We start from the raw sequence: 25,889 nt of genomic DNA on the forward strand, positions 1-25,889 counted from the left end.
GATGAAACGACCCCCTGACTCGCGCTGCTCGCTTCCCCCCGAGGGGGGAGGTCAGTTCCTTCGGAACGGCCGTGCGGAACTGACATCTGCGGCATGACAGGTCAGCGTTCAACCCCATGACGGATACGCCCCTCATCCTGTTCGGCGCCTTCGACCGGCACAACTTCGGCGATCTGCTCCTGGCCCACGTGGCTGCGTCCACGCACCAGGACAGTCCGCTGGTGTTTGCCGGCGTGGCAGCGCGGGACCTGAGGCCCTGGGGCGGCCATGCCGTGCAGGCCATCGCGGATTTGGCCCGGGAATGGGGAGACCGCCCGGCGGACCTCTGCCACGTGGGGGGAGAAATTCTTACCTGCTCCCTGTATGAAGCCGCCGTCATGGTGCTGCCCCCGGAGGAGGCCAGTGAGGCCATCGCCCGTTACGACCGGAACCTTCCAGCTCGCCAGTCCTGGGCGGAATCCAGGCTTGGCCTGTCCCAGCGCATCGCCTACATGGTTGCCAGGCGCCTGTTCCGGAATCCGCGCCGCTTCAGCTACCGCGCCGTGGGCGGGGTAAACCTGCCCGATCTATCCCCGGACGCCCAGGCGGAAGTTCGCGCACGCTTGAAGGAGGCCGATGTGCTCACCGTGAGGGACCGGGCCACCCTTCATCACCTGGCCGGCTGGGGCATCCCCGCCGATCTGGAGCCCGACCCGGGCGAACAGGTGGCCGAGCGGTTTGGGAACACCATTGGGCACCATGCCGATCAGGGCGAGCCCGCAGACGTCAGGGCCCGTTTTCCGGATGGATATGTCGCCGTCCAGTTCAGCGCCGACTTCGGCGACGATGCCACCCTGGCCATCCTGGCGGGGCAGCTGGACGCCCTTGTCCGGGCATCCGGCATGGGGATCTGCCTGTTCCGGGCGGGGGCGGCCCCCTGGCATGACGACGAGGCCGTCTACCGTCGCCTCATGGGCCACATGGTAACCGGCCAGGTCCGGATGTTCGGCTCACTGCACCTTTGGGACATCTGCGCCCTTCTCTCCCGGGCCCGGGCCTATTGCGGCTCCAGCCTCCACGGTCGCATCGTGGCCCGGGCCTTCGGGGTGCCCGGCGTGAGCCTGGTGCGCCAGCCCACAGGAGCCATGGACAAGGCGAGGGCCTACTGCCTTACCTGGGGTGACCGGCAGGAGGAACGATGCGTGGGCGTGGCAAACCTGATGGCTGCCTTGAACCCCTTCATCGGATAAGGCTAATGCCTGCGCTGACGCGCTACCGGTGCACGCCCTAATTGCAACCGTCCTGGCTTTCCTGGGCGCAGGTTCGCCCGTCCCCCCACACCGCGCCCTCGAAGTTGGCCGCCTTCAGGTAGGCGCCCTGGAGCTCGGCGTCCGTCAGGTCGGCGCCCCGCAGGTTGGCGTCCCAGAGATAGGTGCTGTACATGTAGGCGCCCCGGAGATTGGCCCCGGACAAGTCGGTGCCTTGGAGGTTGGTGTGCTCCAGGTTTGCCCGCAGCAGGTTGGCGCCGGCCAGGTCCAGGCCCCGCTTGTCGCAGCCGGACCAGTCCACGAAGGGCTCCGGGGGATCAAAACAACCCGCATTGGCGTGGCAGGCGAAACCAAGCAACAGCGGTGAAACAAGGGAATGTCGCGAATTGAGCATGTGGCCACCCCGGTTCTGTTTGTTTATTCCGAGGCTTATGTATAGCAGTGTATTCCCCCGATCCCAGCTTCCTATTACTTATGAATTAGGTAATTTACCTTGCGTATTTCAGCCCACAAACCGTGGCCTGATCCTTCGGGCGGCAAGGGTTGGTGGATTGGAAAAACAGTACAGACGGCTAACCGCTTCGCAAGCGCTGCTGCACCAGGTCCCGCAAGACGGCCAGTTGTCCGAGTGCCTCCTTGCTGAGCTTGGAGTCGTTCTGTTGCTGTCCGTAGAACAGTCCCAGGGGATTTCCCTCGGTTCCGGTCATGGGCAGGAGAAAGAATGGGTGCAGGCCATAGGCCAGGACCCAGTCGGGGAAGTGGGGAGCGATCTTGGGATCCCGGGGATTGTCGATGTAGATGTCCAGCTTCCTGGCCAGGGCGATGTGGGCCAGGTCGCTGCCGGCCTTGGCCGCCAGGGTGAAGTCCTCGAGCCGGTTGGGCTTGCGGGAGGAGCGGGTGGCCGTCACCCGGTAGATCTGCTTGCCTGCGTCCAGGACGAACACCGCCGCCCGCCCCAGGTCCAGAGCGGTGAGGGCCACTTCCAGTGCGATGCGCTGGGCCTCCAGGCTGGACTCCCCCTCGGCCAGGGCCTGGCGCAAATCCTGTACGCCGGCCTTCAGCCTGGCCAGGGGATCGGTTTTAGCTGCCTGGGCGGCGACGGGCGGGTGTCGGGGCTCCACCAGAATGGCGGCCAGCATGGGTTCCGACGTGGCTTCGTCCGTGGCGGCCCTGGCCGCCTTGACCATCTCGTCGGTTTCCAGTCCAAGGGCGGGCCCGAACTCGGCCGCCAGCACGGTCAGCCGCTCCTCGGAGATTTCCTGCTGGCTGGAAACGACCAGATCCGCTGATCGGTCAGAGAACAGGGTCACGGCCAACAGCCATTCCTCGCCCTGAGCCGCGGCCGCGACATCTTCCGTCGCCATGGTGTTGACGATCCTGGCCGGCAGACGCCACTGACGGGCCACGTTGACGCCCACGTCCTGCAGCGTCATGCCCAGTATCCGTGCAGCCGCCACATCCTCGTCCTCGCCGCTTGCCACAGCCTGGCGGATGCGCTGCCACTCATCGGGCATGTAAAAACTCGCCAGCAATCGTCCCATGCGGTGCAGCAGGGCGCAGACGATGCCCATCTCGCCGTTGCGGATGCCCGCCATGGCAACCACCGAGCCGGCCACCGAACCCGCCAGCAGGCTATGTGCCAATTCCCTTTCCGCGGACCGGGACTCGGAGGCCACCTGCCCCATGGCGCCGATGAGCTTGACGCCCAGGGCCAGGTGGCCCACGGCTTCATACCCCAGCACCTGGACCGCGTGGGACACGGTGGCCACGCCCTGGCCAATGGGGGCGTACATGGCGGAGTTGGCCAGGCGCAGCACCTTCTGGGTCAGGGACACGTCGGCCAGGACGGCGTCCACCAGGGGCGTGGTGTCATCCACGCTGCGCTCAAGGGCGTCCATGATGGTGGCCACGGACTGGTCCAGGGCCGGAAAGCCCCCGCCCTCCCCCATGCGCTGCATGATGCGCGCCGTCACAGCTGCCGCATCACCGCCCGGCGGCGTTTGGGCAACGTCGGCCGTGTCCCGGGTCATGTGCATACCTTCCACTCTCCTGACTCCACCTTGCCGCCCAATTCCTGGGCCGCGACGGGGCGACCCAGCAGATACCCCTGGACAAGCTTGCACCCCTTGTCCACCAGCAGTTGCAACTGGGACTCTGTCTCTACGCCTTCGGCCACCACGGCCAGGTCCAGTTCCCTGGCCAGGCCCAGGATCACGGAAACGATGGCCAGGTCGTTGCCGTCCCGGTCCAGTTCGGCGACGAAGGAACGGTCGATCTTCAGCGTGGATAGGGGGAAACGCTTGAGATAGGCCAGGGAGGAGTAGCCCGTGCCAAAGTCGTCCACCGAAATGCCCACACCCAGTTCCCGCAACCGCTCCAGCAGGACCTTGCTTTCTTCCGCATCCCGCATCAGGGTGCCTTCCGTGATTTCCAGGGTCAGGCAATTCGCGGGCAGGCCGGATTCCGACAGGGCACTACGCACCATGGTGACCACATCGCCGTGGCCGAACTGGACGGGAGAAAGGTTCACGGACATGTGCATGGGGCGACCCCAGGCCTTGGTCCAGGCCGCGGCCTGGTGGCAGCTGGCCCGCAACGACCAGGCGCCGAGAAAACCGATCAGGCCGTTGCGTTCCGCCAGGGGAATGAATTCCGCGGGAGAAACGAACCCCTCGCCCGGGCGATGCCAGCGCATGAGGGCTTCTGCATAGACCATTTCACGGCTGGCGGCCCGGCAGATGGGCTGGTAGTACATCTCGAACTCGCCATTTTGGACGGCCGTGTACATCCGCTCCTCCAGGGAAATCTCCCTGCTGGCCCGCTCCCCGCCGCCGGAACGGTAGAACTGCCAACGGTTGCGTCCCCCCGCCTTTGCCGAGGCCAGGGCGATGTCCGCGTACTTGAGCAGTTGTTCCCCATCGCCCGCATGTTCCGGGTACAGGGCGATGCCGATGCTGGCGGTGAGGTGCAGGTGCCTCTCCCCCAGGTGGTACGGGCGCTGGATGCTGGCGAGGACCTTGCGGGCCACCTGGGACACGGCCTCCTGGTCATGGGGCCCGGCCAGGATAAGGACGAAATCGTCGCTGCCCGACCTGGCCACCAGGTCGGAAGCGCGCAACTGGGCGGTGAGCCGGGACGCGGTCTCCACCAGCAACTGGTCACCCATGCCATGGCCCAGGGCGTCGTTGACCTTCTGGAAGCCGTCCAGGTCCAGGTGCATGAGGGCGAAGCCGCTTCGCTGGGGCAGGTCTGGCCGCGTCAACTCGGCGAGCCTGTGCAGGAGCTGGCCGCGGGTGGGCAGGCCGGTGAGGGGATCGGAAGGGAGTGTCTCTGGTTCGCCCGACCTGGCAGCCAGCGCGTCACCCACGTCCCAGGCCGCGAACAGCAATTCCGTGTGCTTGCCCGCGGCCACCAGGGTGAGGACGCGGCAAGTGGCGGTGACCCGGTTTCCATCCTGGCGAATGAGGCGGAGGGTCAGGGCCTGGCGCTCCCCGCCGGGAGGCTGGGCCAGAACCTGGCCCAGGAGTGGCCGGTCCTCCGGCAACACCACCGAGGCCAGGTCGTCGCCCTTGTTGAAGAAGTGCTCCCCGTAGCCTAGCCACTCCGCGCCCTGCCTGGACACGAACAGGATCCTCCCCTCGGGGGAGACCCGGGCCAGAAAGTCCGCGAGGCGGTCCGCCAGGCGCTCGTGGCCCGTGGGCGCCTTGTGCGCATCAGGAGGCACTGGGAGTGTGTTCAAGGTTCGGGTCCGGCTGGTATGGGTCCGCGCTCAACGCACGGCTAGACCGCCACCGGCGCCTTGATGCCGGGATGGGGGTCATAGTTCTCCAGGGTGAAATCCTCATAGCGGAAGGCGAACAGGTCACGGACCTCCGGATTGAGCACCATGGTGGGCAATGAGCGCGGCTCCCGGCTCAACTGCAGGTTCACCTGGTCCAGGTGGTTCAGGTAGATGTGGGCATCCCCCAGGGTATGCACGAAGTCTCCGGGCTTCAGGCCGGTGACCTGGGCCATCATCATGGTGAGCAATGCGTAGCTGGCGATGTTGAAGGGCACCCCGAGGAAGATGTCGGCGCTGCGCTGGTAGAGCTGGCAGCTCAATTTGCCGTCCGCCACGTAGAACTGGAAGAAGGCATGGCAGGGCGGCAGCTTCATGTACTCCAGCTCGCCCACGTTCCAGGCGGAGACGATGATGCGGCGGGAGTCCGGGTTGTTCCGGATGGTGTGCAGCACCTCGCTGACCTGGTCGATGTGGCGACCGTCCCGGGCGGGCCAGCTGCGCCACTGGTAGCCATAGATGGGGCCCAGGTCGCCGTTCTCGTCGGCCCACTCGTCCCAGATGGAGACGCCGTTGTCCTTCAGGTACCTGGTGTTGGTGTCCCCCTGCAGGAACCACAGCAGTTCATGGATGATGGACTTGAGATGGACCTTCTTGGTGGTGAGCAGGGGAAAGCCCTGGCCAAGGTCGAAGCGCATCTGGTGGCCGAACACGGAGAGGGTGCCGGTACCCGTGCGGTCTGCCTTGCGGGTTCCGTGGTCCAGCACATGGCGCAGTAGGTTCAGGTATTGCTGCATGGGAGGTTTCTCTGGATCGTTGTTACGCGGGTTCTTTCAGCACGAACTGATACACCAGGTTCATGATGATGAGCCGCTGGGACTGGCTCAGTTCGCCGAACTGGACGCCGAAGGCCTTCATGGTCTTGCCCTGGTCGTCCGTCTCCTCGCCCACGGTCCGGATGACGGCGGAGGTCTTCACGTATTCCTCCATGTCCCCCAGCTTCACCTTGAAGGACAGCCACAGGGTGTCCTCCTTGTGTCCCAGCTGGGCCATGGACATCAGCTTGCCCCCACCCACACTGATGTCCACGAACTTGCCGGCGCCGGTCTGGCGTCCTTCCTCGCTGTCGTGGACGGCGACGATGATGGCGGCGGGGGCCCGCATGGCCTTGCGAATGCGCATGGCCTGGACGCTGTCAGGCCAGGAAAGGTGCAGGTAGGGGTAAGGCTGCAGCTGGGACTTGAGCACCTTGGCCTTGAAGGCGCAGACGTTGAGGCCGGAGAAGGCGCGTACCAGGTAGGTCTGGCCGTCCTTGATGAAGATGAGCTTGCCGTCCACCATGGGGGCGCTCACCAGCAGGCTCTTGGGCTTCATCTGGCCGATGACCCGCACTGACCATCGTTCTACCTGGCCCTCCAGCAGGGGCTGAAGCTGCAGGGTATCCCCGGGCATGAGCTTGAGGGCCTCGAAATCCAGGGTCTCTTCCGTGGGCTTGGCACTGGCCGCCCCATCCCCCGGTCCACCGGACTCCGAGGAAAGGCTATCCGTGCGCAGGGCCGTGGGCCTGGCCCGGACCCGTTCGCGGAAAAGCCCCTTCTCCAGCAACACCTCCAGCTGGTGCTCGCTGGCCACCACCACGCCCCGGTTCAGGAGCAGGTTGCGCTCCCCATCGTAGATTGCGAAGGGCAAGGGCTTGCCGACTTCGATGTCGGTCTTGCGCACGGGCAACAAAAAACCGTCTTCATCCACTTCCATGTCTCCTTGCTGAGCGCCTTGTCTTGTCCTTCACCCTGCCTTGCCCAGGCCCGCATTGTAGGCGCCATGGGCCCCTAGCGTAGCGTCCCGCATCCCTTGGCTGTGCCTTGGGCATGTCCAAGGCCAGTCACTGGAGGCTGGTCCTGCCCAGCTCGTCGAGTATCCCCAGCACCAGTTGCCGCCCCAGGGCACCCATGCCCCGGGTCAGTACATCGGCGTCACTCTCGCCGTTCACCAGGCGGCGCATGATGCCGCCCAGGCGGGCCATGTCGCCCCCGGCCCTCAGCATCTGCTCCGCCATGTTGGCCAGGGCCGCCAGGGCCTGGGCATCTCCCCGGCGGGCGGCTGCGATGAGGGCGGCAAGGCCCGGTGCGGCGGCAGCGCCATCGGGCTTCCTGTTCAGGTCTGGCAGGGTGGCCGGGTTGTCGATGCCACGCAGCACGGCATCCACTATGATGCGGTCCTCTTCATCCAGGCCCAGCTTGACGCTCTCGTCCCGCTTGCCACCGATGACCAGGCGCAGGGCGGCCACCAGCCGGGGCCAGCCCTGCTTTTCCGCCGTGTCCAGGGTCTCCATGAGTTGGGGCACCTGGCTCCTGTCCCGCAGGGCGTTCACCACGGCGTGGATGAAGGGTGCATGCATGCTGAGCACCTGCTGCACGGCGTCGGGCAGTTCAGCCATTTTTCTCCGCTTTCGAATCCATGGGCCGCCAGCGGCCTTCCACCAGCATTTCCAGGGGCCGGTAGGCCTGCTTGTAGGCCATCTTGCGGCAGCCTTCGATCCAGTAGCCCAGGTAGAGGTTGGCCAGCCCCATTTCCCGGGTCATCTTCACCTGGCTCAATATGCCGTAAACGCCCAGGCCCCGGTGCGCCAGGGCGGGATCGAAGAACGTGTACACGGCGGAAAGGCCGTCCAGCAACCGGTCCACCAGGGACACCATGATCACCTCCCCATCCAGGGTGAACTCCGCCAGGGCGCTGTCCACACGACTTTGCAGCAGGAAGCCGCGGTACTGCTCCCGATCGTCCTGGTCCATGCCGCCGCCGGCGTGGCGGTCCTGCTGGTAGCGCCGGTAGAGGCGGTAATGGGCCTCCTCGAATACCAGGGGGCGCAGGCGCAGGACCACGTCGGCATTGCGCTGAAGGCAACGTCGCTGGGAACGGTTGGGGATGAAATCCTGCACGGATATGCGCACCGGCGTGCAGGCCGAGCAACTGTCGCAGCGGGGGCGATACACATGCTGGCCGCTGCGGCGAAAGCCCAGGCGCACCAGTTCGCTGTAGACCGTGGTGTCCACCAGGCTGCCGGGGGCCGCCACCTGGGAACGCGCCAGACGTTCCGGAAGGTAGCTGCAGGGATAGGGTGCCGTCAGGTAGAACTGCAGGCGGAAGATGGGAAGTTCCCTGAGGGTGCTCACGCCAGCCCCTTCCTGACCATGGGCGTCCACCTGCCCGGCCGGTCGTCCAGCACGGCGTAGCGGTCCAGCAGGGCGGCGAATTCCCGGCGGGGAATTTCCCGGGCCCCCAGGGAGGCCAGATGGGAGGTGCTCATCTGGCAATCGATGAGTCGGAAGTCCCGGGCGACCAGTTCCGCCACCAGGTGGGCCAGGGCGATCTTGGAGGCGTCGGTGCGACGGGTGAACATGGATTCTCCGAAGAACACCGAGCCCAGGGCCACGCCGTAGAGCCCGCCGACCAGTTCCGGGCCCGCCTCGCCCGCCATCCATGTCTCGAAGGAATGCGCATAGCCCGCCTCATGCAACGCGGTGTAGGCCGCCACCATGCCGGGGTTGATCCAGGTGCCCCGCTGCCCCTCGCGGGGCGCGGCGCAGGCCTGCATGACCCGGGTGAAGACCGTGTCCACCCTCACCTCGTAATCGGCACGAACCAGCCTTTTCTTGAGGGAGCGGGCGCACTTGAATTCCGCCGGGAACAGGACCATGCGGGGGTCGGGGGACCACCAGAGGATAGGTTCCCCCGGGTTGAACCAGGGAAAGATGCCGCGCCGGTAGGCGGCCAGCAGCCTGGGCAGGGAGAGGTCCGCCCCCGCCGCCAGCAGGCCGCTGGGGTCCGCCAGGGCGGTCTCCACCGGCGGGAAGGGATCGTCGCGCCGCAACCATGGGATCACGCGCGCCCCTGGGTGCCCTTCTGGATGAACTCGATCTTGTAGCCGTCCGGGTCCTCCACGAAGGCGATGACCGTGGTGCCGTGCTTCATGGGCCCCGCCGGCCGGGTCACCTTGCCGCCTCTGGCCGTCACCGCGTCGCAGGCCCGGTAGGCATCGTCCACCTCGATGGCGATGTGGCCGAAGCCGGTGCCCAGATCGTACCTGTCCACGCCCCAGTTGTAGGTGAGTTCAAGCACGGAGTGGTCCACCTCGCCGCCGTAGCCCACGAAGGCCAGGGTGAACTTGCCATCGGGGTAGTCCTTGCGGCGCAGCAGCCGCATGCCCAGTACCTGGGTGTAGAAATCGATGGACCGCTCCAGGTCACCGACCCGCAGCATGGTGTGCAGCATGCGCATGGGTGCGTCTCCTAGTCTCAAAATTGGAAATACTGACGTCCATTTTCCCGCAATCTGCGACGCACCGTCTTCCATGCCGGAAACAGGGCCTCCACCTCCCGCCAGAAGGCGGGGGAATGGTTGCGTTGGCGGAAATGGGCCAGTTCATGGCAAATGACGTAGTCGATTTCCTCCGGGGAGGCCTTGATCAGGCGCCAGTTGAGGCTCACCACCCCCTTGGGCGACAGGCTGCCCCAGCGGGTACGGGCATTGGACAGGCGCAGGAGCGGCGGGGTCAGCCCTGCCCGGGCGGCGTGCGTGGCCAGGCGCTCAACCAGCAGGGACCGGGCCTGGCGCTGGTACCAGCCCACCAGGGCGGCCGGAACCTGGTCCGGGGGTGCGGCACAGACGAGCTGGGATTCCACCCGGCGCAGGGCCGGCCGGCCAGGCCGGGGCACCAGCACCAGGGTGAGACTCTCCCCCAGCCAGGGCAGGCAGGCGCCCTCTTCCCAGGCGAAAGTCCTGGCCCGGGCTTCGCAGCGCTGGCGACGCAGCCAGTCCCCGTGCTTATGCAGGAAACGGTGGATGTCGGCCAGGGCAACGTAGTGGGGGGCGTTCACCACCACCTGGCCTGTGTCGCTCACGCGCAGGCCCAGGGTGCGGCGGCGCCGACTCCGGCGCAGCAGGAACGCCACTTCCTCGCCTTCCAGGGGCAAGCTCTCCTGGCTGTCCCGCAGGCGGGCCACGGCGGGCTTACAGTCCCAGCCGGGCCATGGCCCGGCGCAGGTAGGCGATCTGGGTCTGCAGGGGCAATTCCTTGGGACAGACGTCGTGGCAGCCCAGCAGGCTCATGCAGCCGAACACGCCGTTCTCGTCCCCCACCACCTCGTAGAACGCCTCGTCGGTCCGGCCGTCCCGGGGGTCCAGGCGGAACCGGGCGATCTTGTTGAGGCCCACGGCTCCCACGAACTCGGGCCGCATCCGGGCGGTACCGCAGCCGGCCACGCAGCAGCCGCATTCGACGCAGCGGTCCAGTTCGTAGATGGCCTCCGCCAGCTCCGGCTCCATGGGCGCTTCGAGGGCGTCCAGGTTTGGTTCGCCCTGGAGGTGGACCCAGGCCTTCAGCCGTTCGCTCATGTCCCGCATCCATTTGCCCGTGTTCACCGACAGATCGCCGATCAACTCGAAGCCCGGCAGCGGATGGAGCTTGATGGTGTCTGCGTAGGCGCTGGTCAGGGTACGGCAGGCCAGGCCAGGCCTGCCATTGATGACCATGGCACAGGAGCCGCATACCCCCGCCCGGCAGACGAAATCAAAGTTCAGTGAAGGGTCCATCTCCTCCCGGATGCGGGTGAGGGCGATGAACAGGGTCATGCCCGGCGTCTCTTCCACCTCATAGCGCTGCATGCGGGGTTGGCTGGCCGGGTCCCGGGGGTTGTGCCGGAAGATGTCGAATTGGATATGTCGGGTCATGGCAGAGGCTCATCCAGGCGGGCATTACGACCCCGGTAGCGTTCGGGCAGCAATTGCTTGAAAGGCAGCAGGGCGGACTGGAGCTTGTGCCGGTCCAGGGTGGCCTCCCGCAGTTCATCCACCTGGGCCTGACGGTGGGCAGTGGCGGGATGCTCGATGATGTTCTTCACACCATAGCCGCGGAAACCGGGAGGGAGTTCCATCAACTGCACGTCCAGGGCCTCGTAATCCAGGCTGGGCTGGGCCTCCCCCTCCGGCCAGCAAGCCAGGGTGCGCTTGAGCCAGTCCCGGTCGTCCCGGGCTGGGAAGTCCTCCCGGAAGTGGGCGCCCCGGCTTTCGGTGCGGTTTCGGGCCCCCAGGGCCACGGTGAGGGCCACCTTGAGCATGCGCGGCAGGCGGTAGGCCAGCACCAGTTCCGGGTTGGCGTCCAGGCCCCCGCTACGTACCCCCACCCCCTGGCTGCGGACCAGCAGTTCCGCCAGTTCCGCCACGGCGGCCTCCAGGTCAGGACCATTGCGGAACAGTCCCACCTTGTCCGTCATGATGGCCTCCATGCGCCGGCGGATGGCCACGGCGTCTTCCTGGCCGGGGCGGTCCAGCAGGGCCTGGAGCCCGGCCTGCTCACGGCGGAGGCAGTCCCGGGCCAGGGTGGTGGACAGTTCCTGGCCGCCGGCCGGGGACTGGCAGTAGTCGGCCACGTACTCCCCCACCAGCATGCCCGCCACCACGGTCTCCGCCACGGAGTTGCCCCCCAGCCGGTTGAAGCCGTGCATGTCCCAGCAGGCCGCCTCGCCGCAGGCGAACAGGCCGTGGAGCCAGGGGGATTCGCCCCGGTGGTCGGTGCGGATGCCGCCCATGGAATAGTGCTGGGTGGGTCGCACGGGGATGAGGTCCTTGGCCGGGTCGATGCCCAGGAAGTAACGGCAGATGTCCTGGACCTCCCGCAGGTTCTTGTCGATATGGGCCCGGCCCAGGCCGGTGATGTCCAGCCACAGGTGGTCGCCGTAGGGCGACTGGACGCCCTTGCCCTGGCGCATGTGCTCCGCCATGCGCCGGGACACCACGTCCCGGGAGGCCAGTTCCTTCTTCTCCGGCTCGTAGTCGGGCATGAAGCGATGGCCATTGGCGTCCTTGAGCAGGCCGCCGTCGCCCCGGCAGCCCTCGGTCACCAGGATGCCGGCGGGGACGATGGCGGTGGGGTGGAACTGCACCGCCTCCATGTTGCCCAGGCGGGCCACGCCGGTTTCCAGGGCCAGGGCCGCGCCCATGCCTTCGTTGATCAGGGCGTTGGTGGAAACGCCGTAGATGCGCCCGTAGCCGCCGGTGGCGACCACGGTGGCGCTGGCCAGGTAGGCCGTCAGCTCGCCCGTGACCAGGTCCCGCGCCACGGCGCCGTGGCAGCGCTGGCCGTCATGGATGAGGCGCAGGGCCTCCATGCGCTCGTGCACCGGGATGGCCTCGGCGATGGCCCGGTCCGACAGGGTGTAGAGCATGGCGTGGCCGGTGCCGTCGGAAGTGTGGCAGGTGCGCCATTTCTTGGTGCCGCCGAAGTCCCGGGCGGTGATGAGGCCATGGGCCGCCTCCCGTTCCGTCAGGGTCACCCGCTGGCCGTTGATGACCGCTTCGTGGTCTCCCTTGCGCACCCGGTTCCAGGCCACGCCCCAGGCCGCCAGCTCGCGGATGGCCTTGGGGGCCATGTGGGCGAACATGCGCGCCACCACCTGGTCGCAGCCCCAGTCGGAGCCCCGCACCGTGTCCTCGAAGTGGACGTCCTCGTTGTCCCCCTCCCCCTTGATGCAGTTGGCCAGGCTGGCCTGCATGCCACCCTGGGCCGCCACGGAGTGGGAGCGCTTGGCGGGCACCAGGGAGAGGATGAGGGGCTCCAGGCCCCGGCGCTTCGCCGCCACGGCGGTGCGCAGGCCCGCCAGGCCGCCGCCGATCACCAGCACGTCGGTATGGATCAGCTTCATGGCGTGGCCTCCGGCTGGGCCCAGGCGGGCGTGTAGCGTTCCCCCGCATGGGGCGCATGTTCCATGCCCAGCTTGATGTAGGCGGCCAGGGTCAGCAGGCCCAGGGCCAGGAAGAAGGCAGTGAGACTCCATTTCAGGGTCTTCAGCCGGCGCCGGGCCCGGCGGGGATCGGCGTGAGCGGGCCAGCCCCACTTCACCGCCAGGCGATACAGGCCGATGCCGCCGTGGAGTTCCACCATGAACAGCAACACCAGGTACAGGGGCCACATGCGCCCGCTCCAGACCCGATCGGCGGAGGCGTAGGGGCCGATCAGCTCCGGGTGGGTGAGCATGAGATACAGGTGCACCGGCGCCAGGAAGAACATGGCGAAACCGGTGATGACCTGGAAGAACCAGAGGGTGGTGTCCTCATGCCGCATGGCCCCCATGTGGCTCCAGTAGGCCGCGTGCTGGCGCCAGTGGGTGGGGAACTTGCGCAGGGCCAGCCAGGCATGGGCCACGAACAGGGCGAATATCGCGGCCACGAACAGGGACACCAGCCAGGGCAGCGGCTGGCCGAAGAAGAAGTAGCCTTCGAAGAAGCGGGCCACGGCCCACATGGCGTCCTTGCCCAGGAGGATGGAGGACACGAAGAACATGTGCAGCCACATGAACAGGGCCAGCACCAGACCGGTGGCGCTCTGGAGCATATCCAGGCGGGCGGGCCAGGGGCCGATGGGTCGAGGGCCGGAGGCGGCTGCACTGGCGATGAGGGGGGGCGTGCTGGACATGATGTTCTTGTTGGAGGTTACGCCGTGGAAAAACAGGAGGAAGGGGGATCCTGGTCGTCTCCCGGGCTCAGAGGCCCGCCATGGTGGTTTCGATCCATTGCCGGGTTTCCGCCAGCACCTCCGAGGCCTTGCGGCCGGCCGTGGGAATGGTTGGTCCGATCACCACGGTGATTTCCCCCGGATGCTTGATGAAGGCGTTCTTGGGCCACAGGCGCCCAGCATTGTGGGCCACGGGCACCACCGGGGCGCCGGCCTTGGCCGCCACCCAGGCACCGCCGATCTGGTAATTGCCCACATCTCCCGGCGACACCCGGGTGCCCTCGGGAAACACCAGTACCCAGAAGCCCTGTCCCAGGCGCTCCTTGCCCTGGGCCTCGATCTGCTTCAGGGCCTCCCGGCCTGCGGCCCGGTCGATGGCGATGGGGCTGAAGGCCGCCAAACCCCAGCCGAAGAATGGAATGTGCAGGAGGGACTTCTTCAGCACGAAGGAAATGGGCGGGAATATCTGCTGGAAGGCGATGGTCTCCCAGGCGGACTGGTGCTTGGCCAGCACCACGGCCGGCTCCTTGGGCAGGTGCTCCAGGCCGATGACGCGGTGGCGGATGCCCAGCACCCACCTGGCAAGGAAAATGACGATGCGGCCCCAGAGGGTGATGAAGCGGTAGCGGGGCAACCTGGGCAGGGGCAACAGAAATACCGCCACCAGGCCGAAAGGGACCGTGATGAGTATCTGCAGCAGCAGGAACAGTACGGAACGGATCAGGTGCATCGTCGGAAAAGGTCAGATGGCGGCTTCTATGATGGCCTGGGCGGCCTGCAGGAGATTGTCGTACACCGGCACTTCCTCCGGCAGTTGCCCCCCTTCCAGGGTTCGCACGCCCTTGCCGGTGCGCACCAGGATGGGCCTGGCCCCCACTGCCAGGGCCACCTCCACGTCCCGCAGCGCATCACCCACCGCGAACACGCCCTTCAGGTCGATATGCAGGCGGCTGCCAATTTCCAGGAACAAGCCCGTCCTGGGCTTACGGCAGGCGCATTTGGCATCGGCCGCGTGGGGACAGAAGAAGATGGCATCTATGCGGCCTCCGGCCAACACTGCCAACTTGTGCATCTTGGCATGGATGGCGTTGAGGGTGGCCATGTCGAACAGGCCCCGGCCCACGCCGGACTGGTTCGAAGCCACCACCACCCGGAAACCTGCCTGGTTCAGGCGGGCAATAGCTTCCAGGCTGCCGGGGATGGGTTTCCATTCGTCCGGGTTCTTGATGAACTGGTCGGAGTCGAAGTTGATGACCCCGTCCCGATCCAGGATGACGCATTTCATGGTCGTCCCCTCATTTCAGGACCGTGATTCATTCCGAATGCTCATGCATTTTCGCGCCTGGGAGCGGCCGTGGAAAGGGGTGACTGGGGCGCTGCGGGCGGATGGGTTTCAACCCGGTTGCGGCCGTTGTACTTGGCGGCCTGGAGTGCCTGGTCGGCGCGACCGAGAAAAGCGGCCTGGCCCTCCGCGGCGTCCCACTGCACCACCCCGATGCTGACGGCGACATGGATAGCCAGGTCGGCCATGGATACGGGGGATCGCCACACAGCGCTGCGGATCTGCTCCGCCAGCTGGCAGGCCGTCTCCAGATCCAGGTCCGGCATCAGCAGTGCAAACTCTTCTCCCCCTACCCTGGCCAGTATTTCCCCTTCCCCCATGTGGTCCTGGCAGACACGCACCAGGGCCTTCAACACCTCGTCTCCGCGCTGGTGGCCGTAGGTGTCGTTGATCTGCTTGAAGTAGTCCACGTCCAGCAGCATCAGGCTCATGGGTCGGCCCGTGGTTTCCGCCTGGCGCATCCGCTGCCGCATCACCTCATGGAAACGTCGCCGGTTGGTCACCCCCGTCAGATCGTCATGGTGCACCTGGGCCAACAGTTCCAGTTCCAGCTGCTTGCGAGCCGCCACCTCCTCAGTCAGGCGCTGGTTGGCCTGGCGCAGGATCTGGGCATCCCGGAAGTTCTCCCGGATAAGGCGGCTGATGCGGTAGGCAGAATAGGCGCCGAAGACATTCATGCCAAGGAACAGCAACCCCATCACAAGCATCTGATTGAACGGGAGCTCGAAGTGGTCTGCCAGCAGGATGAAGAACGCCACCGTACTGGAGAGGGCGATGGTCATGATGGGCAGGAAACGGTTGGGGATGAAGGCGTAGGTGCCCAGCAGCATGACCATCATGCCCATGGCGTGCCAGCCCGCCTCGAGGGGCCGCAGCAAGGTGATGGAAAGGTAGCCCGCCATGGCCAGACCCAGCACCAGGGTAGGGGTGATGCCGTCCACCAACAGTCGCCAGTAGCGTTCCGCGGTGAAGGCGACGAGCAGGCCAAAGCCGGCCACCACCAGGCGGGTAAGCAGCAGGATCTCATACTCGGTGCTGGCCCCCAGCAGGAGGTAGTCGGTAAAGGCGAAGGCCAGGTAAAACAACGCCGCCATGACGAAGGCCCGACGAGTGTCCCGCACCCAACTGGGATGGATGTATTCGCGGAACGCCACCTCCGTGGCCAGGTCGCGGAATTCCCCGGTGACTGGGGATAACTCGTACCGGGTCGGGTCCTGGATCTGGCCTGGCATGCCGGTCCCGGTGCAAGGATTACTTGCTGCCCGCCTGGCTGCCGAGTTGACTGCTCAGTTGGCTTATGTCTGCCACGCAGTTCATCAGGCCGCCCAGGCGGGCCAGGAGTGCCAGACGGTTGGCCCGTACCAGGGGCTCCTCGGCCATGACCATGACCTCGTCGAAGAAGCGGTCCACGGGAGCCTTCAGGGTGGCCAGCTGCTTCAGGGCCCCGGTGTAGTCCAGGCTCTCCAGCGCCGTCTCCACCGGCAGGGACACCGCATCCACCGCCTGGAACAGCACCCTTTCGGCGTCCTCCGTCAGCAGGGCGGCGTCGGGCTCCGGCCTGATGCCTTCGCCGGCCTGCTCCGCCTTGCGCAGGATGTTCTGGATGCGCTTGTTGGCGGCGGCCAGGGCCTCCGCCTCGGGCAACTGGCGGAACTGGGCCACGGCCTCCAGGCGGAGGGGCACCCGGTCGATGCGGGTGGGGGCCTGGGCCACCACCGCTTCCACCTGGTCCACGGCCCCGCCCTGCTCCCGCAGGTAGACCCGCAGGCGGTCCTGCATGAAGCGGAACACATCCACCACCACGCTGGCTGAAAGCTGCTCCGGGTCGAATCCGGACTTGGTCTTCTCCAGCAGGTGCATCAGGTCCAGGGGCAGCACCTTTTCCATGAGCATGCGCAGCACGCCCAGGGCGGCCCGGCGCAGGGCAAAGGGATCCTTGTCGCCGGTGGGAATGAGACCGATGCCGAAGATGCCCACCAGGCTGTCCAGACGCTCCGCCAGGGCCACGGCGAGGCCGACGTTGTCGGCGGCCAGCCCGTCGCCGGCGAAGCGGGGCCTGTAGTGGTCAGCGATGGCCTCCGCCACCCGCACGTCCTCGCCGTCGTGGAGGGCGTAGTAGCGGCCCATGATGCCCTGCAGCTCGGGGAACTCCCCCACCATGTCGGTCACCAGGTCGGCCTTGGCCAGTTGCGCCGCCCGGGCGGCCAGGGCCGCGTCGGCCCCCAGTCCCTGGGCAATGGCACCGGCAAGCTTCATCAGGCGCTTGATGCGTGCCCCCTGGCTGCCCAGCTTGTTGTGGTAGACCACGTGGTCCAGCTTCTCCACCCGGCTTGCCAGGGGCCGCTTGCGGTCCTGGTCGAAGAAGAACTTGGCGTCCGCCAGGCGGGGTCGCACCACCCGCTCGTTGCCGCCGATGACCTGGGAGGGATCAGCGGGTCGGATGTTGGAGACGATGAGGAACCGGTTGGTGAGGCGGCCTTCGGCATCCAGCAGGGGGAAATACTTCTGGTTGGCCTTCATGGTGAGGATGAGGCATTCCTGGGGAACCGCCAGAAACTCGGGCTCGAACTGGCAGGCCAGCACGTTGGGCCGCTCCACCAGGGCTGTGACCTCGTCCAGCAGGGCATCGTCCTCGATGGGCCTGAATTTGCCCGCCTCCCCGCCGCCGATCATTTCCGCCGCGGCCTGAAGCTGCCTGACGATCTCTGCGCGGCGCCGGTCGAAACCGGGGATGACCGCCCCTTCGGCCTCCATCTGGGCCGCGTAGCTGTCCGCGTCATTGATGGTCACCGTAGGGCTGGCGGCCTCGAAGCGGTGGCCCTGGGTCTGCCGCCCGGCCGAGAGGCCCAACACGGAAATGGGCACCACGTCGGTGCCGTGCAGGGCCACCAGGCCGTGGGCGGGGCGCACGAAGTTCACCGTGCTCCAGCCCGGCTGCTCGCTACCCTCACCCAACTGGTAGGTCATGACCTTGGGAATGGGCAGCTTGGCCAGGGCCTCTTCCAGGGCCTTCTGCAGACCGTCGGCCAGGGCGGCGCCGGCCACCACGGTATCGAAGAACAGGGCCTCCGCCTTGCCGTCCGGGGCGCGCTTGAGCTGGGGCACCACGGCGGCGTCCAGACCCAGGGCGCCCAGCTTCTTCAGCAGGGCCGGGGAGGCCAGGCCGTCGGACGTGAGGCCCACGCTGACAGGCATTAGCTTATGGGACACCGGCCTGTCGGCAGCCCGACCGGCCACCTGGCTCACATGCACAGCCAGGCGGCGGGGCGAGGCAAAAGGCGTGGATGCGCTGTCGGCCCCCGTCAGGCCCTGGGCCCGGAGGGATTCGAACAGTGTGGATGAGAAGGACTCCCCCAGCTTCTTCAGGGCCTTGGGCGGCAGTTCCTCGGTGAATAGTTCCACCAGCAGGTTCTTGGTCGTCATGATCAGGCCACCTTCTCCATCCTGGCCAGGACCTCGTCGGCCCAGGCCCTGGGGGCCATGGGGAAGCCCAGGCGGGCCCGGGAATCCATGTAGCTCTGGGCCACGGCCCGGGCCAGGTTGCGGATGCGGCCGATATACGCGGCCCGCTCGGTGACGGAGATGGCGCCCCGGGCATCCAGCAGGTTGAAGGTGTGGGCGGCTTTCAGCACCTGTTCATAGGCGGGCAGGGCCAGCTGGCTGTCCATGAGATGTTTGGCCTGTTTTTCGTGGGCGTTGAAGGCGGTGAGGAGGAATTCCACGTCGCTGTGTTCGAAGTTGTAGGTGGACTGCTCCACCTCGTTCTGGTGGAACACGTCGCCGTAGCTGACGCCGGGGGCGTATTCCAGGTCAAACACGTTCTCCACCCCCTGCAGGTACATGGCCAGGCGCTCCAGGCCGTAGGTGATCTCGCCGGTGATGGGCTTGCAGTCGATGCCGCCCACCTGCTGGAAATAGGTGAACTGGGTGACCTCCATGCCGTTTAGCCAGACTTCCCAGCCCAGACCCCAGGCCCCCAGGGTGGGGTTTTCCCAGTCGTCCTCCACGAAGCGGATGTCGTTCTGCTTCAGGTCGAAGCCAAGGGCCTCCAGGGAGCCAAGGTAGAGCTCCAGGATGTTCTCCGGGGCGGGCTTCAGCACCACCTGGAACTGGTAATAGTGCTGCAGGCGGTTGGGGTTCTCGCCGTAGCGGCCGTCCTTGGGCCGGCGGCTGGGCTGCACATAGGCGGCCTTCCAGGGTTCCGGCCCCAGGGAGCGCAGGAACGTGGCGGTGTGGCTGGTGCCGGCACCCACTTCGAGATCGTAGGGCTGGAGGATGACGCAGCCTTGCTCCCCCCAGAACTTCTGGAGGGTGAGGATGATGTCCTGGAACGCGGGCATGGGATCGAAGGGCTGGGCTAAAGGTGAATGATTTTACCCGTTCAGGTCACCCCGCCGCCATTTCCAGGCGGCCCTGGCCCTGCCGGGCCGGGGTGGTTAAATGCACCGGGCGCCCTGTCGAAAACCTGTCAGGGCGTTTGATGTTTCGCCAGGAATTTGCCTGGCCCGTGGGCAGTGGCACCCCCGCAAGCCCGATGGTTGTGCGCTTTGCTCCGTTATGAGCCCGGGCATGTCCTTTGCAAGAGACATATCGAGAACAGACGGAGGACAGCATGACACTCACCATCACACCCAGCCTCACCATTCGTATCCGACGCGCGGCAGACAATGCTCGCCACGTCATCCGTACCCATACCCGACATCTGTCCATCACCAGTCTCTCCTTCCTGAGCCTGGAAGTGATGGTGTTCAGGTACCACGGGAAATAACCAGGGAAGCCTGCAGCCCGCCCCCTTCCCGTTCCGCCAGCTGGATGCCCCAGCCATGGGCATCCGCCAGCTGGCGGGCGATGGCAAGACCCAGGCCGCTGCCGCCACCTTCCTTGCCCCGGGAACTCTCCAGCCGGAAGAAGGGGCGGAAGACCGCCTCACGCTGGTCCGGTGGAATGCCGGGTCCCCGGTCAGATACCCGCACCACCGCCTCCTCGTCCGTGCAGGACAGTTCCAGGGTCACGGGCAGATCCCCGCCATAGCGCCTTGCATTGTCGAGGAAATTGCCCAGAACACGGCGCGCGGCTGCCTCTCCCCCCTTGACCACGCACGCATCACCCGGGGTCCATTCCACCGGTCCCAGGCGCGACGCCTGTTCCGCCAGGCCGGTCAGCATCTGGTTCAGGTCCCAGCCCAGGCGTTCGTCGGCCTGGAGGGCACGGGCAAAGGTGAGCATGTCGCCGATGAGCTGGTTCATCTCCGCCAGGTCCCGCTCCATGCGTGCCACCATATCCGGATCGGCATCGTCCAGCATGGACAAGGCCAACCTGAGGCGGGTGATGGGGGTGCGCAAGTCATGGGAGATGCCGGACAGCAGCACGGTACGGTTTTCCAGCAGGGCCTGGACCTCCCCCACCATACGGTTGAAGGCGGCAGTGAGTTCCACCAGTTCCCTGGACCCCGTTTCAGGCAGGCGCAGGGGGGAGCGCCCCTGGCCCACTTCATGGGCCAGGTCCGCCAATCGTCCCAGGCGGCGGCTCACCTGGCGCGCCATGAGCAAGGCGGTGAGCACCGTGAGGGCCGCCCCCAGGATGAAGATGCCCACCGCCGCCAGGGGAGCAGCCAGGACATAGCGCTCCCGGTCGAAGCCCACCCGCAGCAGCTTGTCCGCCACCTGGATCTCCAGCCAGTCCCAGTCCGCGTCCGGCCCCTGCTTCAGCTGGATGGACTGGCCGGACCGTTGGCTCAACGCGGTCTGGAGCAGGTCCTGGAAGAACCCCGTGGGGGCGGGCTTTGGCAGCCGTTCCCTGACTTCTCCCAGTTCCAGGTTGTGGCGGAAGGAGAGTTCCATTTCGTAGTCAGCCCGGGTTTCCGGGGGCAGTTCCACCCAGGTCTTGGCCGCCAGCACGATCTTTGCCGCCAGGTCGTCGGCGGAGCGCTCCGCCAGGGGCCGCACCACCATGTGCCACACCACGGCGAAGGCGATGGCCTCGAACACCAGGAAGGCCAGGAGCAGGCCCGCCGCGGTGCGGCCGAACAGGCTGCGGGGCAGCAGGCGGCGGATCGGGTTCAAGCGGAGTTCACCCGGCCTTGCCCTTGGGCGCGAAGAGATAACCCTGGCCCCACACGGTGCGGATGTAGGCCGGGTTGGCAGGATCCTCCTCGATCTTCTTGCGCAGGCGGGTCACCCGCACGTCGATGGAGCGGTCGAATGGGTCACGCTCGAAGCCCTTGAGCCAGTCCATGATCTGGTCCCGGGACAGGGCCCGGTTGGGGTGTTCCACAAAAATCTTGAGCAGGGTGAATTCCGCCTGGGTAAGGGGAATGTCCACGCCTTCCCGGGACAGGGCCTGGGAAGCCAGGTCCAGGGAGAAGACGCCGAAGCGGACCACTTCGCCCTGCTCCTGGCCCCCCTGCCCGCCCCCGCCGCGGCGCAATACGGCGCGTATTCGGGCCAGCAGTTCCCGGGGATTGAAGGGCTTGGGCAGGTAGTCGTCCGCCCCCACCTCCAGGCCCACGATGCGATCGATGTCTTCCCCCCGGGCGGAGAGCATGATCACCGGCACGTTGCGGTCCGCCTTGAGGCGACGAGTGAGGGACAGGCCGTCCTCGCCTGGCATCATCAGGTCCATGACCACCAGGTCCGGCACGAACCCGCCGAGGCGTTCGTCCATCTCCTTGCCGTCCCGGGCCGTCTTCACGGTCATGCCCTGCTTGGCCAGGTAATCGGCCAGCAGGTCGCGGATGCCCGCGTCGTCATCCACCACCAGCACTCTTGGGTTTTCTTCCATTGCCACTCGAACATCCTTTCGGGTCACGCCCCTGTTCCAGGACGCCCTTGGCGGCCCAGGCCAGGGAGCCAAGGCGGGACGGTACAGTTCCCGAAACACTTTGAAACAAATTTATCCCATCCGGAAACCCAGGTGTTACCGCCATCCCCTAGCATGGGAAACGTGAAAAGGAGATTCACCATGAAAAGCAGAACCCTGATGCCCTTTCTGTTGGCCCTGCTGGCCTTGCCGGCCGCCGCCAAGGATCTTGGCGGTGTGTTCGGCCAGCCCCTGCCCCTGGTGGCCCAGATGAGCCAGGAAGAGCGCCGGGCCATGCGGGAGCGTTGGGAACAGGCAAGCCCCGAGGAGCGTGCCGATCTGCGCCGCAAATTCCAGGAGCGCCTGCGCCGCATGCCTCCCGAGCAGTTCGACCCCCGGGGCATGGAGATGGGCGAGCGGATGGGCGAGCGGATGTATGAACGCTGGCAGGAACACGGCTTCGGCACGGGCTACGAACAACGCCGCTACGAGGATGAGCAGTATGACGCCAATCGGGGCGGTTTCGGCAACGAACGGCGCGGTCGGGGCCGGCGCTGAATCAAGCATTGGACGAATCGAGGTAAACAGGAGCACACCATGACCACCACGAAAAAACTTCTTATCCCCACCCTGATGCTCGGCCTGCTGCAGGCCATGCCCGGCATGGCGGAAGGTTTCCGGGACACCGCCTGGGTCGTCTCCAGCACCCCTGTCTATGAACGCGTCAACGAACCTCGGCGCGAGTGCTGGAGCGAGCGGGTGGGCTACGAGCACGTCCGTTCCGGCGAACGGGAGTATGGCGGCGCCATCCTGGGGGGAATCGTCGGCGGCCTGCTCGGGAATACCATCGGCAAGGGCAACGGCCGCAGCGTGGCCACGGCCGTGGGTGCCGCCACGGGCGCCATCACCGGCGACCGCATCGACAACGACGGAAACGAGGTCCGCACCAGCCGCCGGCCCATCTACGAAGAGCGTTGCAGCGTCACGGACAACTGGAGCCAGCGGCTCACGGGCTACAACGTGGCGTACCGCTACAACGGCCGCGAATACCACGCCTTCATGCCCTATGACCCGGGCCCCAGGGTCAAGGTGCGGGTGAACGTGAGCCTGGCGGAGAAATTCTAGACGCCGGTTTGAACCGGCCCCTTCCAGCCGGTAGAGTGCACGCTTTTCTCAACCAAGTTCAAAAGCGTGCACTTTCGCCGGGCTTTCTGTTTTCTGCTGTTGTTCACTTTGGCAACCACCGCGCCGGCTTCGGTGGAATCGGACTTCATGAATGCCCGGGAGCATTACCAGAAAGGGCGCATGGATCGGTTCGAACGGTTCGCCCGGAGCATCCCTCAGGACCATCTTCTGAGGCCCTACATCCGCTACTGGCAACTGAAGGCGGACAACGCCACGCCGGATGAATTGCAGGCCTTCATCGACGCCTACCCCGACAGCCCCCTGGCAGACCGGCTCCGCGTCGAGATGGCCGGCCTCTATGCCCTGGCGGAGAACTGGCCGGCCTTTCGTGCCCAGTACCGCGCGATTCCTCGCCCGCCCCAGGAACTGGCCTGCTACGAGATACACCTGCGCCTGAGGGAGGGAGACCCCCGGGCCGCCCAGGAAGGCCGCTCCCTTTGGCAGACTGACAAGGACATGCCCTCGGGCTGCGATCCTCTGTTCTCGAGCCTGTTTGCCCAGGGGCTCCTCACCCAGGAAGACCGATATCAGCGCCTTCGCCTGGCCCTGGCCAACAACAGCGTCGGCCTGGCGCGCCACCTGGACAGTCAGTTGCCGGCGGACGAGCGCATGGATGCCAATGCCCTGGCCATGGCCCAGCGCCATGGCGACGAACTCATCCAGAAAGGCTCGGATCGTCGCGCCCAGCGGGAGGCTGCCCTCTATGCCCTGACCCTATTCGCCAGGCTGGACCCGCCCGGTGCGGCCCGGATTTGGGAGTCCCAAGCCGCCAGGTACCCCGAGGCCGAGCAGCGCTACGGCTGGGGCCAGATCGGCATGCATGGGGCCCGCAAGCACGATCCCCGGGCCCTGGAATGGTTTGCCCGTTCCGGTCCGCCCGATGTACCGGCCCACAGCGAACTGCAGGCCACCTGGCGGGCCAGGGCCGCCCTGCGGGCAGGCATGTGGCAGGAGGTCTACCGGGTGATCCAGGCCATGCCGTCCCCAATGCAGGAGGAGGCCGGGTGGCGTTACTGGAAAGCCCGCGCCCTGAAGGCCATGGATGCCATGTTCCCGGCCAACACCCTGTTCGCCCACCTTTCCCAGGAGTACGACTACTACGGCCTGCTGGCCCTGGAGGAACTCCCACCCCGGCTGGAGGCACGGCCGCCCTTCTACCGCGTGACGCCCGAGGACCTGCTGGAGGCCGAAACCCATCCGGCCCTGCAAAGGGCCCTGCTCCTGCGCAAGATGGACCTGCCGGCGGATGCCCTGGATGAGTGGAACCGGGCCCTGCGTGGCATGAGCGACCGCCAGTTGCTGGCGGCGGCGGAACTGGCCCTGCGCAACGAGTGGCACGACCGGGCCATCGCCGCCGCCAACCTCACCAGGCAGGAACACAACTTCGACCTGCGCTACATCTCGCCCTACCGGGACCTGGCTTCCGCCTACGCACAGGAAAACGGCCTGGACGAGGCCTGGGTGTTCGGCCTCATCCGCCAGGAATCCCGCTTCGTGGCCTATGCCAAGTCCCGGGTGGGGGCCCAGGGCCTCATGCAGATCATGCCCGCCACGGCCAAGTGGATCGCCAGGCAGATGGGCCTGGACCGCAACGCCCACAACAACGTGGGCAAGCCGGACACCAATATCCGTTTCGGCACCTACTACCTCAAGCGCATCTACGAATCCCTGGACCAGTCCCCGGTCCTGGCCACCGCTGGCTACAACGCTGGACCGAACCGGGCCCGGCGCTGGCAGGCGGAGGTTCCACTGGAGGGGGCCATCTACGTGGAAAGCATCCCCTTCCAGGAAACCCGGGACTATGTGAAGCGGGTGATGGCCAACGCCATGTTCTACCGCAGCCGCTTCGGTGGCGAGACCCGCCCCCTGAAGGACAGGCTGGGCGTCATCCCCGCCCGCATTCGGGAACCGCCTCCGGTCGCCAGCGAGGTCGAGGCCGACCCGGGCTGACGGGGCCTGTCACCGGGAGTGAGACAGCGGCGGGTGCCTTCAATAAAATTGCGGCATTCAAACGTCCATCCAACGGATATGACACAGAAATCCAGCAAGACCATCTGCGTGGTGGGAGGCAGCGGCTTCGTCGGCCATCACCTCGTCGCCCATTTAGTCTCCCGGGGCTACCGGGTGGTGGTCCCGGCGCGGCGGCGGGAGTGGGCCAAGGATCTGGCGGTGATGCCCTCCGTGGAGGTGGTTCAGGCCAACGCTCACGACGTGGACGTGATGAAGGCCCTTCTGGAGGGCGTCGACGCGGTGATCAACCTTGTGGGCCTGCTGCACGAAACCGCCGCGTCCGGCCATGACATCCAGCGGCAGGAACGGGGCAGCTTCCATTACGCCCACGTGGAACTGCCACGCAAGATCGTCCAGGCCTGCCTGGCCGCCGGGGTGCCCCGTCTGGTCCACATGAGCGCCCTGGGGGCCGATGCCGCTTCCCCCAGCGCCTACCAGCGCAGCAAGGCCGCCGGCGAGGCGGTGGTGCGGGAAGCGGGGGGACGGCTGCGGTTCACCATCTTCCGCCCCTCCGTGATCTACGGCCCGGGCGACAGCTTCCTGACCCTGTTCTCCAGGTTGTTGCGCTTCAGCCCCATGGTGCCCCTGGCCGGGGGCGGGTCCCGTTTCCAGCCGGTCTACGTGGGCGACGTGGTCCGCGCCTTCGCCGATGCACTGGACATGCCCGCAAGCGAGGGCCAGACCTACAGCCTGTGCGGTCCCAAGGTCTATGCCCTGGCCGAGCTGGTGCGCCTGACTGCCCGGCAGCTGGGCATGCGGCGCTGGGTGCTGCCCCTGGGCGCCACCGCTTCTTACTGGTTTGCGCGCATGATGGAACTGAAACCCGGACGCAAGATCATGACCCGGGACAACCACTACGCCATGCTCAAGGACAATGTCTGCCTGCCGGGACATTCCTCGCCCTTCCCCTGCAACACTGACCTGGAAAGCGTCATCGGCTACCTCAGCGAACATGGTCCCAGGCGGGCCTACCAGCACCACCGGGCCCGCGCGGGGCGCTAGGGCGTGGAGTTCCCACCC

At 66.5% G+C, this 25,889-nt stretch carries 26 protein-coding genes; 6 read left to right on the top strand and 20 right to left on the bottom strand.

The features are described 5' to 3' along the window. The first annotated feature begins 116 nt into the window (after nucleotides 1-116). Nucleotides 117-1,229, top strand: coding sequence for a polysaccharide pyruvyl transferase family protein (locus H6935_04115; GenBank protein ID MCP5277531.1), 1,113 nt, complete (start codon nucleotides 117-119; stop codon nucleotides 1,227-1,229). 37 nt (nucleotides 1,230-1,266) lie between these two features. Here the strand turns inward: H6935_04115 and H6935_04120 are convergent, their stop codons facing one another. From H6935_04120 to glyQ, 18 genes are all read right to left on the bottom strand, one after another. Further along, a complete protein-coding gene (locus tag H6935_04120; protein ID MCP5277532.1) occupies nucleotides 1,267-1,641 on the bottom strand; it encodes a pentapeptide repeat-containing protein in 375 nt (124 codons plus the stop codon). A 178-nt stretch (nucleotides 1,642-1,819) separates the two neighbouring features. After that, complete coding sequence (locus H6935_04125) at nucleotides 1,820-3,277, bottom strand: HDOD domain-containing protein (GenBank protein MCP5277533.1); 1,458 nt, start codon at nucleotides 3,275-3,277, stop codon at nucleotides 1,820-1,822. Then, a complete protein-coding gene (locus tag H6935_04130) occupies nucleotides 3,274-4,986 on the bottom strand; it encodes a GGDEF domain-containing protein (GenBank protein MCP5277534.1) in 1,713 nt (570 codons plus the stop codon). The genes H6935_04125 and H6935_04130 overlap by 4 nt, the downstream gene beginning before the upstream one ends. A 41-nt stretch (nucleotides 4,987-5,027) precedes the next feature. Beyond that, nucleotides 5,028-5,822, bottom strand: coding sequence for a thymidylate synthase (locus H6935_04135; protein MCP5277535.1), 795 nt, complete (start codon nucleotides 5,820-5,822; stop codon nucleotides 5,028-5,030). A 22-nt stretch (nucleotides 5,823-5,844) separates the two neighbouring features. Next, a complete protein-coding gene (locus tag H6935_04140) occupies nucleotides 5,845-6,780 on the bottom strand; it encodes a flagellar brake protein (GenBank protein ID MCP5277536.1) in 936 nt (311 codons plus the stop codon). A 127-nt stretch (nucleotides 6,781-6,907) separates the two neighbouring features. Further along, on the bottom strand, nucleotides 6,908-7,462 hold the full coding sequence (locus H6935_04145) for a hypothetical protein (protein ID MCP5277537.1): 555 nt from the start codon (nucleotides 7,460-7,462) through the stop codon (nucleotides 6,908-6,910). Further along, on the bottom strand, nucleotides 7,455-8,198 hold the full coding sequence (locus H6935_04150) for an arginyltransferase (protein MCP5277538.1): 744 nt from the start codon (nucleotides 8,196-8,198) through the stop codon (nucleotides 7,455-7,457). Before H6935_04150 ends, H6935_04145 begins: the two co-directional genes overlap by 8 nt. Beyond that, nucleotides 8,195-8,908 (bottom strand): leucyl/phenylalanyl-tRNA--protein transferase, encoded by a 714-nt coding sequence (locus H6935_04155; protein ID MCP5277539.1) that lies wholly within the window; start codon nucleotides 8,906-8,908, stop codon nucleotides 8,195-8,197. The genes H6935_04150 and H6935_04155 overlap by 4 nt, the downstream gene beginning before the upstream one ends. Further along, nucleotides 8,905-9,303 (bottom strand): lactoylglutathione lyase, encoded by a 399-nt coding sequence (gloA, locus tag H6935_04160; GenBank protein MCP5277540.1) that lies wholly within the window; start codon nucleotides 9,301-9,303, stop codon nucleotides 8,905-8,907. Before gloA ends, H6935_04155 begins: the two co-directional genes overlap by 4 nt. 17 nt (nucleotides 9,304-9,320) lie before the next feature. Next, nucleotides 9,321-10,028: a M48 family metallopeptidase gene (locus tag H6935_04165; protein ID MCP5277541.1), complete on the bottom strand. Its 708-nt coding sequence runs from the start codon at nucleotides 10,026-10,028 to the stop codon at nucleotides 9,321-9,323. 7 nt (nucleotides 10,029-10,035) lie between these two features. Beyond that, nucleotides 10,036-10,755, bottom strand: coding sequence for a fumarate reductase iron-sulfur subunit (locus H6935_04170; GenBank protein ID MCP5277542.1), 720 nt, complete (start codon nucleotides 10,753-10,755; stop codon nucleotides 10,036-10,038). Beyond that, nucleotides 10,752-12,725, bottom strand: a complete 1,974-nt coding sequence (locus H6935_04175) for a fumarate reductase flavoprotein subunit (protein MCP5277543.1) — start codon at nucleotides 12,723-12,725, stop codon at nucleotides 10,752-10,754. Before H6935_04175 ends, H6935_04170 begins: the two co-directional genes overlap by 4 nt. Beyond that, nucleotides 12,722-13,495, bottom strand: coding sequence for a fumarate reductase cytochrome b subunit (locus H6935_04180; protein ID MCP5277544.1), 774 nt, complete (start codon nucleotides 13,493-13,495; stop codon nucleotides 12,722-12,724). The genes H6935_04175 and H6935_04180 overlap by 4 nt, the downstream gene beginning before the upstream one ends. A 67-nt stretch (nucleotides 13,496-13,562) precedes the next feature. Beyond that, nucleotides 13,563-14,264, bottom strand: coding sequence for a 1-acyl-sn-glycerol-3-phosphate acyltransferase (locus H6935_04185; protein ID MCP5277545.1), 702 nt, complete (start codon nucleotides 14,262-14,264; stop codon nucleotides 13,563-13,565). A 12-nt stretch (nucleotides 14,265-14,276) separates the two neighbouring features. Then, on the bottom strand, nucleotides 14,277-14,819 hold the full coding sequence (gmhB, locus tag H6935_04190; GenBank protein MCP5277546.1) for a D-glycero-beta-D-manno-heptose 1,7-bisphosphate 7-phosphatase: 543 nt from the start codon (nucleotides 14,817-14,819) through the stop codon (nucleotides 14,277-14,279). A gap of 41 nt (nucleotides 14,820-14,860) precedes the next feature. After that, on the bottom strand, nucleotides 14,861-16,108 hold the full coding sequence (locus H6935_04195) for a GGDEF domain-containing protein (protein ID MCP5277547.1): 1,248 nt from the start codon (nucleotides 16,106-16,108) through the stop codon (nucleotides 14,861-14,863). 19 nt (nucleotides 16,109-16,127) lie between these two features. Beyond that, complete coding sequence (locus H6935_04200) at nucleotides 16,128-18,299, bottom strand: glycine--tRNA ligase subunit beta (protein MCP5277548.1); 2,172 nt, start codon at nucleotides 18,297-18,299, stop codon at nucleotides 16,128-16,130. A gap of 2 nt (nucleotides 18,300-18,301) precedes the next feature. Then, nucleotides 18,302-19,216 (bottom strand): glycine--tRNA ligase subunit alpha, encoded by a 915-nt coding sequence (gene glyQ, locus H6935_04205; protein ID MCP5277549.1) that lies wholly within the window; start codon nucleotides 19,214-19,216, stop codon nucleotides 18,302-18,304. A 272-nt stretch (nucleotides 19,217-19,488) separates the two neighbouring features. Here glyQ and H6935_04210 point away from each other — a divergent pair, with 272 nt between their 5' ends. Next, nucleotides 19,489-19,644, top strand: coding sequence for a hypothetical protein (locus H6935_04210; protein ID MCP5277550.1), 156 nt, complete (start codon nucleotides 19,489-19,491; stop codon nucleotides 19,642-19,644). Here the strand turns inward: H6935_04210 and H6935_04215 are convergent. Both H6935_04215 and H6935_04220 read right to left on the bottom strand, forming a co-directional pair. Further along, nucleotides 19,625-20,929 carry a HAMP domain-containing protein gene (locus H6935_04215; GenBank protein MCP5277551.1) on the bottom strand — a complete coding sequence of 435 codons (1,305 nt, stop codon included), beginning with the start codon at nucleotides 20,927-20,929 and terminating at the stop codon, nucleotides 19,625-19,627. The two genes, H6935_04210 and H6935_04215, sit on opposite strands and share 20 nt — an antisense overlap. A 16-nt stretch (nucleotides 20,930-20,945) precedes the next feature. After that, entirely contained in the window at nucleotides 20,946-21,656 is a 711-nt protein-coding gene (locus tag H6935_04220) for a response regulator (protein MCP5277552.1), read from the bottom strand. Between the two features lie 180 nt (nucleotides 21,657-21,836). Between H6935_04220 and H6935_04225 the strand changes: the two genes are divergently transcribed. The 4 genes from H6935_04225 to H6935_04240 all read left to right on the top strand — a co-directional run bounded on the left by H6935_04225 (nucleotide 21,837) and on the right by H6935_04240 (nucleotide 25,871). After that, nucleotides 21,837-22,232 (top strand): hypothetical protein, encoded by a 396-nt coding sequence (locus H6935_04225; GenBank protein ID MCP5277553.1) that lies wholly within the window; start codon nucleotides 21,837-21,839, stop codon nucleotides 22,230-22,232. Between the two features lie 75 nt (nucleotides 22,233-22,307). Continuing rightward, nucleotides 22,308-22,799, top strand: coding sequence for a glycine zipper 2TM domain-containing protein (locus H6935_04230; GenBank protein MCP5277554.1), 492 nt, complete (start codon nucleotides 22,308-22,310; stop codon nucleotides 22,797-22,799). Between the two features lie 180 nt (nucleotides 22,800-22,979). Continuing rightward, nucleotides 22,980-24,809 (top strand): lytic transglycosylase domain-containing protein, encoded by a 1,830-nt coding sequence (locus tag H6935_04235; protein ID MCP5277555.1) that lies wholly within the window; start codon nucleotides 22,980-22,982, stop codon nucleotides 24,807-24,809. Between the two features lie 78 nt (nucleotides 24,810-24,887). After that, nucleotides 24,888-25,871 (top strand): complex I NDUFA9 subunit family protein, encoded by a 984-nt coding sequence (locus H6935_04240; GenBank protein MCP5277556.1) that lies wholly within the window; start codon nucleotides 24,888-24,890, stop codon nucleotides 25,869-25,871. Nucleotides 25,872-25,889: the final 18 nt, after the last annotated feature.

It is taken from the genome of Thiobacillus sp. (genome assembly GCA_024235835.1).
In the GTDB taxonomy this organism is placed as follows: Bacteria; Pseudomonadota; Gammaproteobacteria; order Burkholderiales; family Thiobacillaceae; genus PFJX01.